This window comes from Neisseria flava (genome assembly GCF_982712965.1).
Window position 1 is genome coordinate 58,756 of sequence record NZ_CEXQBZ010000113.1, and the last position, 14,421, is coordinate 73,176.

The window sequence follows — 14,421 nt, forward strand, 5'->3', positions numbered from 1 at the left end:
ACGAATGACTTTTTCCGCGATTCTGTTCTATATCCTTGCCGCCATCGTCCTATACGGCGCGCTGCGTACCGTTACCGCGAAAAACCCTGTCCATGCTGCTTTGCATTTGGTGCTGACCTTCTGCGTGAGCGCGATGATTTGGATGCTGATGCAGGCGGAGTTTTTGGGCGTTACGCTGGTGGTCGTGTATGTCGGCGCTGTGATGGTGCTGTTCCTGTTCGTCGTGATGATGCTGAACATTGACATTGAGGAAATGCGCGCCGGTTTCTGGCGGCATGCGCCTGTTGCCGGCGTTGTCGGCACATTGTTGGCGGTTGCGCTGATTCTGATTCTGGTCAATCCGAAAACCGACCTTGCCGCGTTTGGTTTGATGAAAGACATTCCTGCGGATTACAACAACATCCGCGATTTGGGCAGCCGTATTTATACCGATTATCTGCTGCCGTTTGAGCTGGCGGCGGTATTGCTGCTGTTGGGTATGGTGGCGGCGATTGCGCTGGTTCATCGCAAAACCACCAATCCAAAACGCATGGATCCTGCCGACCAAGTTAAAGTACGCGCCGACCAAGGCCGTATGCGCTTGGTGAAAATGGAAGCTGTGAAACCGCAAACCGAATCTCTCGAAGAAAACGAAGTTTCAGACGACCTCAAGCCGAAAGAGGAGGGCAAAGCATGATTACCTTGACGCATTATTTGGTATTGGGCGCGCTTCTGTTCGGTATCAGCGCGATGGGCATCTTTATGAACCGCAAAAATGTGCTGGTCTTGCTGATGTCCATCGAGCTGATGCTTTTGGCGGTGAACTTCAACTTTATCGCCTTCTCGCAGCATCTGGGCGATATCGCCGGACAGATTTTCGTATTCTTCGTACTGACCGTCGCCGCTGCCGAATCCGCCATCGGTTTGGCAATTATGGTGCTGGTGTACCGCAACCGACAAACGATTAATGTTGCCGATTTGGATGATTTGAAAGGGTAGAGCGGATGCCGTCTGAACAAACCGATCAAGTGAATATCGAGCAATGGGTGTTTAAGCCGCGTTCGCTTTTAGTTTTGTGTTGGCTTGTTATTCCGTTTTTCTTGTCGGTTTGGCTGGTGTGGTTTGCGTTCGCATGGGCGGGGCGGTTGGGCTGGCTGTTTGGCTTATTGTCGGTTTTGTGTGCGGGTATCGGGATTGCCGGATGGAAGATGTGGCAAAATTCGCGCCGCAATACGGGCAGAGATCGGGAATTCATACGTTTGGACGAAGACGGTTTGTCTTATTGCATACACGGCTGTGGGGCGGGTAAGGTGAAATACGCATGGATACGCTCTGTGTATCAAGTTCATACAAGGGGCTGTCAAGGCATTGCGGTGGAATACCGTAGACCTGAAACAGGCGTGTTTTTGGATACAATAATGCTGACTGACCTTGACCGCTTGGACTTAGGCGGGAACGGTTTCAAATTGGTAGATCCCCACGACATCATCACTAAAGCGATTAGGGCGCGTTGCCAAGACAGGCAGCTTTATCGGATTTGAATGCTGTCGCACGGTTTGGCTGAAAATCCGAAGCCTGTAAGGAAAAAATTTAAGGTTGGACAACCTGCCTTATGGCGTGAGGTCGTCTGAAAACCAAGACAAAGTAGATTGGTCGGATTAGGGAATCCGACCGACAAAACAAACATAGATTTTTAAATCAAAAAGGTTCATCCAAAATGAACGACATGACTTTATATCTCATCATTGCCCTCGTGCCTTTGGCAGGCTCGCTGATTGCGGGTTTGTTCGGCAATAAAATCGGACGTGCCGGCGCGCATACGGTTACGATACTCGGTGTGGCTGTGTCTGCCGTGTTGTCGGCTTATGTGCTGTGGGGCTTTATCGACGGCAGCCGCGCCAAGTTTGACGAGAATGTCTATACCTGGCTGACAATGGGCGGCTTGGATTTCTCCGTCGGCTTCTTGGTCGATACGATGACGGCGATGATGATGGTCGTGGTAACGGGCGTGTCGTTGATGGTGCATATCTACACCATCGGCTATATGCACGATGAAAAAGTCGGCTACCAACGCTTCTTCAGCTATATTTCTTTGTTTACATTCAGCATGTTGATGCTGATTATGAGCAACAACTTCATCCAGCTCTTCTTCGGTTGGGAAGCGGTGGGCTTGGTGTCGTATCTCTTAATCGGTTTCTATTTCAAACGTCCGAGTGCGATTTTTGCCAATCTGAAAGCCTTTTTGATCAACCGCGTCGGCGACTTCGGCTTTTTGCTCGGTATCGGCTTGGTGCTTGCCTATTTCGGCGGTAGCTTGCGTTATCAGGACGTATTCGCCTATCTGCCCAACGTACAAAATGCCACCATCCAGCTTTTCCCCGGTGTGGAATGGTCTTTGATTACCGTAACTTGTCTGCTCTTGTTTGTGGGCGCGATGGGTAAATCGGCACAATTCCCGCTGCATGTCTGGCTGCCCGATTCGATGGAAGGCCCGACCCCGATTTCCGCATTGATTCACGCGGCGACGATGGTTACGGCGGGTCTGTTCATGGTGTCGCGCATGTCGCCGATTTACGAAATGAGCAGCACCGCGCTGTCGGTGATTATGGTGATTGGCGCGATTACCGCCCTGTTTATGGGCTTCTTGGGCGTGATTCAAAACGACATCAAGCGCGTGGTTGCGTATTCCACCCTGTCGCAACTGGGCTACATGACTGTGGCTCTGGGCGCGTCCGCCTATTCCGTGGCGATGTTCCACGTCATGACCCACGCCTTCTTTAAAGCCTTGCTGTTCTTGGCGGCAGGTAGCGCCATTATCGGTATGCACCACGACCAAGACATGCGCCATATGGGCAATCTGAAAAAATACATGCCGATTACTTGGCTGACCATGCTGATCGGTAACTTGTCGTTGATCGGTACGCCGTTCTTCTCCGGCTTCTACTCCAAAGATTCGATTATCGAAGCAGCGAAATACAGCACCCTGCCGGGCAGCGGATTTGCTTATTTCGCCGTTCTAGCCAGTGTGTTCGTTACCGCGTTTTATGCGTTCCGCCAATACTTTATGGTGTTCCACGGCGAAGAAAAATGGCGCAGCCTGCCCGAACACCATTCAGACGACCATGGTGAAGAACATCACGGCTTGGGCAAAAACGACAATCCGCACGAAAGCCCGCTGGTCGTTACCCTGCCGCTGATTCTGCTTGCCATTCCGTCCGTCATCATCGGCTACATCGCCATCGAACCCATGCTCTACGGCGATTTCTTCAAAGACGTGATTTTCGTCAACGCCGATGCGCATCCGACCATGCACATCATGAAAGAAGAGTTCCACGGCGCATTGGCGATGGTGTCGCACAGCCTGCATTCGCCCGTCCTCTATCTCGCTATCGCAGGCGTATTGAGCGCATGGCTTTTGTACGTCAAACTGCCGCACCTGCCCGCCAAAATTGCGCAGGCGTTCCGTCCGGTTTACGTTTTGTTTGAAAACAAATACTACCTCGACGCCCTGTATTTCAACGTCTTCGCCAAAGGCACGCGCGCATTGGGCAACTTCTTCTGGAAAGTCGGCGATACCGCCATTATCGACAACGGCATCGTCAACGGTTCCGCCAAACTGGTCGGCGCGATTGCTGCTCAGATACGCAAAGTCCAAACCGGCTTTATCTACACCTACGCCGCCGCTATGGTGTTCGGCGTATTGGTATTGCTCGGCATGACCTTCTGGGGATTGTTCAGATAAAGGCGGATTTTCAGACGACCTGTCCGTAGTCAGTTTAGAGGTCGTCTGAAAAAGAACCATTCAAGTTGTAGGTCGGATACTTGTATCCGACATGAAAAAGAAAATAGTACAGCGTGTCGGATTCGAGAATCCGACTTACGGCATATCGGGATTGTGCAGGTAAAGATGAGATTTTCAGACGACGTTTAGGTCGTCTGAAAAAAGAAACTTCAGAAACAATGTCAAACACACAAACCATCCGCTCTGCCGACTTCACCGCTTCCCGCGCATGGGGCGCACTCGACATCGCCAATATGAACGGCACCACCGTGCGCCTGCACTGGACGGACCAGCCCTACAAATGGCACGTCAACGACGGCGAGGAAGTGTTTGCCGTGATGGACGGCGAAGTCGATATGCACTACCGAGAAAACGGTGAAGAACACATCGTTCGGTTGAAAAGCGGTGACATCTTCTACGCAGGAATCGGCACGGAACACGTCGCCCATCCGTGCGGCGAAGCGCGGATTTTGGTGATTGAGAAAGAAGGCAGTGTTTGAGGTCGTCTGAAAAGAAGGTTTCAGGCGGCAATGGATTAGAGTTTCAGACGACATCTGACATTTCAGATAATCAGGCCGTCTGAAAAATAGAAGGGCAGATAATATGGATAAACGGCTGTTTGACGGTACGGTTCGTTTTGAGCATGTAACCGGTGTCGGCACGATGCAGGTAGATTTTCAGCCCAATCAGCGTGTTTATACGATGATTGGCGAGAATGGTGTAGGTAAGACTAAACTGTTGGAATGTTTGTTTGCGATATTGTTGTTCACCAGTGCGGCTGCACAACAAGTTGTTTCTTGGATAACTCCGGCATCCATTCCTTTTAAAAAAGTTGTTACTCCTATCGGAGAGATGGGGTTTAGTCTCGAATCTATTGGAAAAGAACGCCCAAAACGTCTTCCAAAAGATAATGATGTGATATTTGGTACTTATGATGTAAATCTTCAATGGGAAAAAAGACCCTTTTTAGAGTTGTGGCACTCTTTGCCCATAGTTTATTTAGCTGCACAAAATCGGGGAGGTGTTGAAAATAAGGATGGTGCGATTAAACAAATAGGTAATTTTCAGCAACGTTCAAAGGGATATTTAGAACGGTTGTTTTCGGTTTTTTATCATAAGGTTGAAGATATTAAATCCCTGAATATGGATACCAACTTAGAAGAGTGGATTATTCAGCGGGCACAATCCGCCAATCCGTATCAGTCGAAAGAAGACAACCGTAAAATTGAAATCGATACTTTGCTGTCCTTGCTCAATAAAATCGACAACCGCATAGACCCCGAATTTTTGGAAATTTCAGGCAATAACCGTGTTTTTATCAAAATAGAAAACCAAAAGCGCGAACTTTCTGATTTATCCAGCGGTTTTACTTCTCTTTTGAAGATTATCCAATCTATTGTCGCGGGATACAGTTACTTTACCAACGAGCAGCAAATTGCCCATGTGCGCGGCGTGGTGCTGATTGATGAGATAGAAAGCCATTTGCACAACGAATGGCAGATCAAAATCGTGCCGCTGCTGAAAAAATTGTTTTCGAACACAACGTTTTTCATTACCACGCATTCGTCTTTGGTCATCAGTCAGTTGGAGCAGGGAGAAGCCTACCGTTTGGTACGTAGCAAGGAGGACGGTGTGGTCTATGGCAAGATGATTGACTATCCAAGTAATGCTTCTTTTGTGGATTTGCTCAACGAAGCATTCGGCGTGGATTTGAATAAGAAGAAGATAGAACGCGTCCAAGAACGTGATCAAGAACAGGCAAAAAAAGCCTTATTGGAATTGGTACGTCAGGAATTGGGCGGATTAGAGGATAAATAATGACGGTTTATCTTTTAGATACCAATTACTTGGTTTATTTGGCGGATGATGACAGTGACGAAGAAAAGCGGAAAGCCGTATTGAGCGATATGGCGAAAAAGTTGCAACAGGATGACAACCGTTTTGTGATTACCCCGCTTATCCGTTATGAAGTTTTGCGCGGTGTGGATTGGGGGAAATCTGAGAAATTGTCTCGATTGACCGGTGTTTTGGCACAGTTTGAATCTTTGGACATTACACAGAATGTTTCTGATTTGGCAAGTAATCTGTACCGCTTTGATAAGTTTGAAGCCGAACGTGATAATACGCCGAAGAATTTAGAAAAACGTAAATTCGATATGTTTCATTATGCGACTGCCAGTGTGAATAATTTAGAAATCTTATCCCACGATACCGATGTTAATAAGATCAAATATTTACATGAAAGAATGAGGCTGGAAGATTCGGCAAAATTAGCTTGAGACAAATAGCAGAAGCCTGAACAAACCTTTTTCAGACGACCTCTTAAAACGCCGTCTGAAAAACCAACCCACACAACTATATTTTTATTTTAACCACAGGTTAACCACTATGTTTTCCAACTACCTACTCAGCTTGGCAATATGGATACCCATCGCTGCGGGCGTGCTGGTTTTGGCGACGGGGCCGGACAGCCGTGCGCCGCTTGCCCGCGTGCTCGCTTTAATCGGTGCGCTTGCCGGTTTCTTGGTAACGCTGCCCTTGTTTACGGGTTTCGACCGTTTGAGCGGCGGTTATCAGTTTACCGAGTTCCACGAGTGGATTCCGCTTTTGCGGATCAACTACTCGCTGGGTGTGGACGGTATTTCGGTGCTGTTTGTCATTCTGAACGCGTTTATCACGCTGATGGTGGTGCTGGCGGGTTGGGAAGTGATTCAGAAGCGTCCGGCGCAGTATATGGCGGCGTTTTTAATCATGTCGGGCCTGATTAACGGCGCGTTTGCGGCGCGGGATGCCCTGCTGTTTTATGTGTTCTTCGAGGGCATGCTGATTCCGCTGTACCTGATTATCGGCGTGTGGGGCGGTCCGCGCCGCGTGTATGCGTCGGTGAAGCTGTTTCTCTATACGTTGATGGGGTCGTTGCTGATGCTGGTGGCGATTGTGTACCTGTCTTACCAGGCGGGCGGCTTTTCGATTGAGGATTTCCAAAACATCAAACAGATTCCGCTGGGCGTGCAACAGCTTTTGTTTGTGGCGTTTTTCCTGTCGTTTGCGGTGAAAGTGCCGATGTTCCCCGTGCACACTTGGCTGCCGGATGCCCACGTTGAGGCGCCGACCGGCGGTTCGATGGTGTTGGCGGCGATTACGCTGAAATTGGGCGCATACGGCTTTTTGCGCTTCATCCTGCCGATTCTGCCCGATGCGTCGCGCTATTTCGCGCCGGTCATCATCGTGTTGAGCCTGATTGCGGTGGTGTATATCGGCATGGTTGCGCTGGTGCAGACCGATATGAAAAAACTGGTGGCGTATTCGTCCATCAGCCATATGGGTTTCGTTACCTTGGGAATGTTCTTGTTCATTAACGGGCAGTTGAACGACTGGGCATTGAAAGGCGCGGTCATTCAGATGATTTCGCACGGTTTCGTGTCGGCGGCGATGTTTATGTGCATCGGCGTGATGTACGACCGCCTGCACACGCGCAATATCGCCGATTACGGCGGCGTGGTGAACGTGATGCCCAAGTTTGCGGCGTTTATGATGCTGTTTGCGATGGCAAACGCGGGGCTGCCGGCGACTTCGGGCTTCGTGGGCGAGTTTATGGTGATTATGGGCGCGGTCAAAGTGAATTTCTGGGTAGGCGCGCTGGCGGCACTGACGCTGATTTACGGTGCGTCTTACACGCTGTGGATGTATAAGCGCGTGATTTTCGGTGCGGTCGGCAATCCGCACGTTGCCGATATGAAAGACATCAACTGCCGCGAATTTGCGATTCTGGCGATTTTGGCGGTTGCGGTATTGGGTATGGGCCTGTATCCGCAGGCGTTTATCGAAGTGGTGCATCAGGCGGCAAACGATTTGATTGCCCATGTGGCGCAAAGCAAGATTTGAGGTGTGCGAATGAACTTGATTGATTTGAACTTAATGCCTGCCATGCCCGAAATCGTGCTGTTTGCGCTGCTGATTGCCGTATTGCTGGCAGATTTGTGGATTAGCGATAAAAACCGCTATCTGACCCATTTGATGAGTTTGGGAACCGTTATTATCGTGGCGGTTACGCAGCTGGCGGTGTGGGAGCAGGGCAGTACGTTGGCGTTTCACGGGATGTATATCGCCGACGGTATGTCGCGCCTGTCCAAGCTGGTGTTGTACGGGCTGACCTTCGGGCTGTTTATTTACAGCAAGCCCTATAATCAGGCGCGCGGTATTTTTAAAGGCGAGTTTTATACTTTATCGCTGTTTGCCCTGTTAGGCATGAGCGTGATGGTGAGCGCGGCGCATTTCCTGACCGCCTATATCGGTTTGGAACTTTTGTCGCTGTCGCTTTATGCCATGATTGCGTTGCGCCGCGATTCCGGCCGCTCCGCCGAGGCCGCACTCAAATATTTCGTCTTGGGCGCGCTGGCTTCCGGTCTGTTGCTCTACGGTATTTCGATGGTGTACGGCGCGACGGGTTCGCTGGAATTCGCCACTGTTTTGGCGTCGTCGTACAGCGAGCTTGCCAACGAATGGCTGTTGAAACTGGGGCTGGTGTTTATCGTTGTGGCGGTAGCGTTCAAACTGGGCGCGGTGCCGTTTCATATGTGGGTGCCCGACGTGTACCACGGCGCGCCGACATCCGTCGCCGCGTTTGTCGGTACGGCGCCGAAAATTGCCGCCGTCGTCTTTGCCTTCCGCATCTTGGTTACCGGTTTGGGAACGGTGCATCACGACTGGTCGCAGATGTTCGCCGTGTTGGCAGTGGCATCGCTGTTGATCGGTAACCTTGCCGCCATCATGCAGGCCAACATCAAACGTATGCTTGCCTATTCCACCATATCGCATATGGGTTTCATCCTGCTGGCGTTTATGGCGGGGGCGGTCGGTTTCGCGGCGGGTTTGTATTACGCCATTACTTATGCGCTGATGGCGGCGGTCGGTTTCGGCGTATTGATGGTATTGTCCACCGACAATATCGAGTGTGAAGAAATCAAAGATTTGGCAGGTTTGAACCAACGCCATGCCTGGTTTGCCTTCCTGATGCTGCTGGCGATGTTCTCGATGGCGGGTATTCCGCCGCTGATGGGCTTTTACGCCAAATTCGGCGTGATTAAGGCTTTGTTGAGCGCATCGACCGCCCAAAACGCCGCCATGGCGGGCAGTACATACATCGTACTTGCCGTGTTCGCCGTAGTGATGTCGTTAATCGGCGCGTTCTACTACCTGCGCGTAGTCAAGGTCATGTATTTCGACGAATCTGCCCATGACCAGCCCGTTGGCAGCAACTATGTCGCCAAATTCTTCCTAAGCGTCAACGCGTTCCTGCTGATTTTGTGGGGCATCATGCCACAAACGGTGATTGACTGGTGCGCTAGGGCTTTGGAAAACACCTTGTAAAGTGATGAACCGAAACGGCAGCCGTGTCAGAGGCTGCCGTTTTTGTTAAGATACGCAGCTCAAGATTGTTTTTTCAGACGGCCTTTTGAATCAAAAAGGCCGTCTGAAAACAGAAAGACACACCATCATGACCGCATCCATGTACATCCTTTTGGTATTGGCACTCATCTTCGCCAACGCCCCCTTCGTTACCACCAAATTTTTCGGTGTATTCCAGCTCAAGCGCAAACATATCGGGCATCACCTCGTCGAATTGGCGGTAGGCTTCATCCTGACCGCCGTCCTCGCCTACATTCTCGAATCCCGCGCCGGCGCGGTTCAGCATCAAGACTGGGAATTTTACGCCACCGTAGTCTGCCTCTACCTGATATTCGCCTTCCCTTGTTTCGTATGGCGTTATTTCTGGCACGCGCGCAACCGCGAATAAGCTTTTCAGACGACCTCCCGCCTATCCCGCCACCCCGAACAAACGAGAAAAACCATGTCCCTGCAAAATCTCTCCAATATCCGCACCCTTGTCGTCAAAGTCGGCTCCAGCCTCGTTACCGCGGGCGGCAAAGGCATAGACCAAGCCGCACTCGACCGCTGGGCGGCGCAAATCGCCGAACTGGGCAAACAAGGCGTGCAAACCGTCCTCGTTTCCAGCGGCGCCATCGCCGAAGGCATCAAACGGCTGGGCTGGAGCAAACGCCCCACCGCCATCAATGAGCTGCAAGCCGCCGCAGCCGTCGGGCAAACCGGCATCGCCCAAGCCTACGAAACCGCGTTCGCACCGCACGGCATCCGCACCGCCCAAGTCCTGCTCACCCACGACGACCTGAGCAACCGCACCCGCTACCTCAACGCCCGCAGCACCCTGCAAACCCTGTTGTCCAAAGGCATCGTTCCCGTCATCAACGAAAACGACACCGTGACCACCGACGAAATCAAGCTCGGCGACAACGACACCCTCGGCGCGCTCGTGACCAACCTCATCGAAGCCGACGCACTCGTCCTTCTGACCGACCAAAAAGGCCTGTACGACAGCGACCCGCGCAAAAATCCGCAAGCCAAACTGATTCCGACCATAGCAGCCGACCATCCCGACCTCGAAAGCATGGCGGGCGGCGCGGGCAGCAGCGTCGGCACAGGCGGCATGTACACCAAAGTAACCGCCGCCAAACGCGCCGCACTCAGCGGAGCCGCCACCGTCGTCGCATGGGGCGGCGAACCCGACGTCCTCGTCCGCCTCAAACAAGGCGAAAGCATAGGCACGCTCTTTACCAGCGCGCACAGCCGCGTCGCCGCCCGCAAACAATGGCTGCTCGGACACGTCCAAACTGCCGGCAGCCTGACCGTCGATAGCGGCGCGGCAAAAGCCCTGACCGAACAGCACGCCAGCCTGCTGCCCGTCGGCTGCATCCGCGCGGACGGACATTTCCACCGCGGCGAACTCGTCGCCATCCTCGATACCGACGGCAAAGAAATCGCCCGCGGCCTCACCAATTACAGCAGCGGCGAAACCGCCAAAATCCTGCAAACCCCGTCCGAGCGCATCGCCGAAAAATTAGGCTACGCCCACGAAGACGAACTCATCCACCGCGACAATATGGCGTCGCATTGGTAGGGAAGGGGAAAAGTAAATATATAAGGTCGTCTGAAACTCAAAAATGCGGTTTCAGACGACCTTTGGTTTGTTTGGGCAGGCAAATTCAGATTGCAGGCCGGATATCCGTATTCGGTGGAGAGATTGAGGTTTTCCCTGCTTCTTCACGACGATGAAATGTCGGCTTTGGAAATTCGATTTGCCGCTTCGAACCCGGTTAAAACGATAGAGGATGAACATTTAGCTAAATGACTTTATTTTCGATACGCAAATTATCGGTTTTCGTCATTCCCGCGCAGGCGGGAATCCATTTTTGAAACTCAGAAACTGTTTTTCAAATCAAGGTTTCTCAAGTTTTAAGATGGATTCACGCCTGCGCGGGAATGACGGAATTTGATGGCATGCCGGATTTAAAGTTAAGTATGTTTGCTATAGCTGCGTTATTCCGAATCCATTTCATCTGTTATCTGCCTAAAGACCGTCTGAAAACCGTCCGCCTTGTCCTCACAAAATTTCTGCTAAAATCAAACGCCTTATCCCTTTCAGACGACATCGCCATGCAAGCACATACATTGGTCTGGTTCCGCCGCAACCTGCGCATACGCGACAACGCCGCATTGTCCGCCGCCGTGAAGCGGGGATTGCCCGTAGCGGGCGTGTGGGTGGCGCAGGGGTCGTCTGAAATCCCCAATCCGCGTCAGGATTGGTTTCATTATCAGGCAGCGGCGGCTTTGCATGGCTCGTTGGCGGCGCGCGGCGTGGCTTTGTATGCGGTGAACCGTGTGGAAGAATTGCCGGCTTTGGCGGCGCGGTTGAACGTTCGTACCGTAATTGCCGACGAAGCCTATACGTCGTCTGAAATCGGGCAAGATAACCGCATTTGGCGGATTTTGGATGAACAAAGCGTTGCGTTCGATCGCGTTAACGACCGTGCCATATTCGCCAAGGCAGACATCATGGGCAGCCACGGTGCGCCTTATACCGACTTCCCGCATTATAAAGAAGCGTGGCTGGCTTTGTTTCGGCAGCGGTTCGGCGGGCGGGATGCGGGAGGCGGACACACTGAAATTTTTCAGACGGCCTCTGTTGAAATGCCGTCATTTCCTGCGTGGAACGGGCAGCAGGATATGGTTTCTGCGCAGCGCGGCGGCGAAGATGAGGCAGGCAAACAATGGCGGCATTTTGAAGAAAATATCGGGTTTTATCCGATTATGAAGGATTTCCCTGCCAGAAAAGGCACCAGCCGCTTGAGCGCGTATCTGAGCGCAGGCTGCATTTCGCCGCGCGTGTTGGCGACTGAAGCCGCAGGGCAGGGTGCAGATGCTTGGTTGGACAACTGGATTCGGCGCGATTTCTATCAGCAGCTTGCTTACCACCGCGCCCGAATCGAGCCTGAATCTGCTGCCGAATCTGCGCCGTTTTCAGACGACCTGACGGAACGCTGGCGGCAGGGGGAAACAGGTTTCCCACTTATCGATGCCGCCATGCGCAGCCTGAAATCGAGCGGCTGGCTGCATCCCGCCCTGCGCTCCCTGACGGCGGAATTTTTGTGCGGCATCCTGCATCAGCCGTCCGAACACGGCATCGTTTGGTTCGCCGCGCAGCAAACCGATTTCGACCCCGCGTTGAACGAAGGCAATTGGCAAACTGCCGCCCGAAATGCCCGCCGACGTTCCATCGATATTATCCAAACCGCCCGCCGGCTTGATCCGGACGGCACATTCGTCCGCCGCCACATCCCTGAATTGGCGCACCTGCCTGTCAACCTCGTCCATACCCCGTGGCTCGCCTCGTCTGAAATTGACGCACACGGCTATCCGCCACCCGTCGTCGCGGCTTAAAGGTCGTCTGAAAGCAGTATTGGGGGTTTCAGACGACCTTGCCTTCCATCCTGTCCGTATTGCCTGATTCCCGTTACAATACCGCCCGATAAACCCAAAAATCTCAACAAGATAGCCCCAATCATGAACGCCTCACAACGCGAACGCTTCGTCAAACGCTGGCTCAATTCCTACGAACGCTACCGCTACCGCCGTCTCATACACGCCGTCCGGCTCGGACTTGCCGTACTGTTTGCCACCCTGCTCGCCAAACTCCTCCACCTCCAACACGGCGAATGGATAGGCATGACCGTGTTCGTCGTACTCGGCATGCTCCAATTTCAAGGCGCGATTTACTCCAAAGCCGTCGAACGCATGCTCGGTACCGTCATCGGTTTGGGCGCAGGCCTGACCCTGTTGTGGCTCAACCAGCACTACTTCCACGGCGGCATTCTCTTTTACCTGACCGTCGGCACCGCCAGCGCAGCCGCAGGTTGGGCGGCGGTCGGCAAAAACGGCTACGTCCCCATGCTTGCCGGACTGACCATGTGCATGCTCATCGGCGACAACAGCAACAACTGGCTCGACAGCGGGCTTATGCGCGCCATGAACGTCCTGATCGGTGCCGCCATCGCCATTGTCGCCGCCAAACTCCTTCCCCTGCGCTCCACGCTCATGTGGCGGTTTATGCTTGCCGACAACCTGACCGAATGCGGCAAAATGATTGCCGAAATCAGCAACGGCAAACGCATGACCCGCGAGCGGCTGGAGCAAAACATGGTCAAAATGCGCCAAATCAACGCCCGCATGGTCAAAAGCCGCAGCCACCTCGCTGCTACATCAGGCGAAAGCCACATCAGCCCCGCCATGATGGAAGCCATGCAGCACGCCCACCGCAAAATCGTCAACACCACCGAGCTGCTCCTCACCACCGCCGCCAAGCTGCAAGCCCCCACCCTCAACGAACACGAAATCCGCCTGCTCGACCGCCATTTCAACCGCCTCCAACGCGACCTGCGCCTGACCGTCCGCCTCATCAAAGGCCACTATGCCCGCCGCATCCGCATCGACACCTCCATCAATCCCGAGCTGGGCAAACTCGCCGCCCGCCTCCATTACGAATGGCAAGGCTTCCTCTGGCTCAGCACCAATATGCGCAACGAAATTTCCGCACTCGTCATCCTCCTGCAACGCAGCCGCCGCAAGTGGCTGGACAAACACGAACTCCAACGCCTGCGCGAACACCTGCGCGAAACCCGCGAAGGCGATTTGGAAGAAGAGGTCGTCTGAAAACGTCCGACTGATGATACAATTTCACCCGAATATCCCACTTGGAACACGGTCATGAGTCTCTACGCCATCGCCCACATCATCCACCTCTATTGCGCCATCGCCTTTGTCGGCGGCGTATTTTTCGAAATGCTGGTTTTGTCCGTCATGCACACCAGCCGCGTCTCGCGCGAATCGCGCCGCGAAGTCGAACGCGCCATGTCCTACCGCGCCGTCCGCGTTATGCCGCCCGTCGTCATTACGCTTTTCATCAGCGGCATCGTCATGGCATTCAACCGCTACCTGCCCTTCTTGAGCGAACCCTTCGCCACCTCACTCGGCACGCTCCTCACCCTCAAAATCCTGTTGGCAGTCAGCGTCCTCGTCCATTTCGCCATCGCCGTCGTCAAAATGGCGCGGCACACCCTGACCGTCGGCTGGTCCAAATACATCCACGCCGTCGTGTTTTCCCATATGCTGTTTATCGTATTTTTCGCCAAAGCTATGTTCTACCTGTCTTGGTAAGCCTGTTTCAGACGACGGCGGATTCGCATTTGAAGTGCAACTTTCCCTAACAGAAAAAGGCCAGTATGCGGTAGCATACGGCCTTTCCTGCA

14 protein-coding genes are annotated in these 14,421 nt (G+C 52.9%); all 14 read left to right on the forward strand.

The features are described from left to right. Positions 1 to 4: 4 nt before the first annotated feature. Positions 5 to 676, forward strand: a complete 672-nt coding sequence (locus AC5M9B_RS06765; RefSeq protein ID WP_019270804.1) for an NADH-quinone oxidoreductase subunit J — start codon at positions 5 to 7, stop codon at positions 674 to 676. Beyond that, a complete protein-coding gene (gene nuoK / locus AC5M9B_RS06770) occupies positions 673 to 978 on the forward strand; it encodes an NADH-quinone oxidoreductase subunit NuoK (protein WP_070655010.1) in 306 nt (101 codons plus the stop codon). Before AC5M9B_RS06765 ends, nuoK begins: the two co-directional genes overlap by 4 nt. Before the next feature lie 5 nt (positions 979 to 983). After that, positions 984 to 1,520 (forward strand): hypothetical protein, encoded by a 537-nt coding sequence (locus AC5M9B_RS06775; RefSeq protein WP_487648415.1) that lies wholly within the window; start codon positions 984 to 986, stop codon positions 1,518 to 1,520. Between the two features lie 176 nt (positions 1,521 to 1,696). Continuing rightward, positions 1,697 to 3,721, forward strand: a complete 2,025-nt coding sequence (gene nuoL, locus AC5M9B_RS06780) for an NADH-quinone oxidoreductase subunit L (protein ID WP_009310876.1) — start codon at positions 1,697 to 1,699, stop codon at positions 3,719 to 3,721. Positions 3,722 to 3,939: 218 nt separating this feature from the next. Continuing rightward, positions 3,940 to 4,260, forward strand: a complete 321-nt coding sequence (locus tag AC5M9B_RS06785; protein WP_070655012.1) for a cupin domain-containing protein — start codon at positions 3,940 to 3,942, stop codon at positions 4,258 to 4,260. Positions 4,261 to 4,363: 103 nt separating this feature from the next. Further along, entirely contained in the window at positions 4,364 to 5,578 is a 1,215-nt protein-coding gene (locus tag AC5M9B_RS06790) for an AAA family ATPase (protein ID WP_070655014.1), read from the forward strand. Next, a complete protein-coding gene (locus AC5M9B_RS06795; RefSeq protein WP_209283025.1) occupies positions 5,578 to 6,039 on the forward strand; it encodes a type II toxin-antitoxin system VapC family toxin in 462 nt (153 codons plus the stop codon). Before AC5M9B_RS06790 ends, AC5M9B_RS06795 begins: the two co-directional genes overlap by 1 nt. Before the next feature lie 109 nt (positions 6,040 to 6,148). Beyond that, positions 6,149 to 7,645: an NADH-quinone oxidoreductase subunit M gene (locus AC5M9B_RS06800; protein ID WP_070865414.1), complete on the forward strand. Its 1,497-nt coding sequence runs from the start codon at positions 6,149 to 6,151 to the stop codon at positions 7,643 to 7,645. A 9-nt stretch (positions 7,646 to 7,654) separates the two neighbouring features. Continuing rightward, on the forward strand, positions 7,655 to 9,130 hold the full coding sequence (gene nuoN / locus AC5M9B_RS06805) for an NADH-quinone oxidoreductase subunit NuoN (protein WP_060974818.1): 1,476 nt from the start codon (positions 7,655 to 7,657) through the stop codon (positions 9,128 to 9,130). A gap of 127 nt (positions 9,131 to 9,257) precedes the next feature. Next, a complete protein-coding gene (locus tag AC5M9B_RS06810) occupies positions 9,258 to 9,557 on the forward strand; it encodes a DUF2818 family protein (protein ID WP_060974817.1) in 300 nt (99 codons plus the stop codon). 54 nt (positions 9,558 to 9,611) lie between these two features. Next, a complete protein-coding gene (proB, locus tag AC5M9B_RS06815) occupies positions 9,612 to 10,736 on the forward strand; it encodes a glutamate 5-kinase (RefSeq protein ID WP_070655021.1) in 1,125 nt (374 codons plus the stop codon). Positions 10,737 to 11,272: 536 nt separating this feature from the next. After that, the gene (locus AC5M9B_RS06820) at positions 11,273 to 12,556 is read left to right on the forward strand and encodes an FAD-binding domain-containing protein (RefSeq protein ID WP_070655023.1); all 1,284 of its coding nucleotides are present in this window, start codon (positions 11,273 to 11,275) and stop codon (positions 12,554 to 12,556) included. A gap of 123 nt (positions 12,557 to 12,679) precedes the next feature. Further along, positions 12,680 to 13,825: an FUSC family protein gene (locus AC5M9B_RS06825; RefSeq protein WP_039404506.1), complete on the forward strand. Its 1,146-nt coding sequence runs from the start codon at positions 12,680 to 12,682 to the stop codon at positions 13,823 to 13,825. A 54-nt stretch (positions 13,826 to 13,879) separates the two neighbouring features. Then, on the forward strand, positions 13,880 to 14,329 hold the full coding sequence (locus AC5M9B_RS06830) for a CopD family copper resistance protein (protein WP_070655025.1): 450 nt from the start codon (positions 13,880 to 13,882) through the stop codon (positions 14,327 to 14,329). Positions 14,330 to 14,421 lie beyond the last annotated feature (92 nt).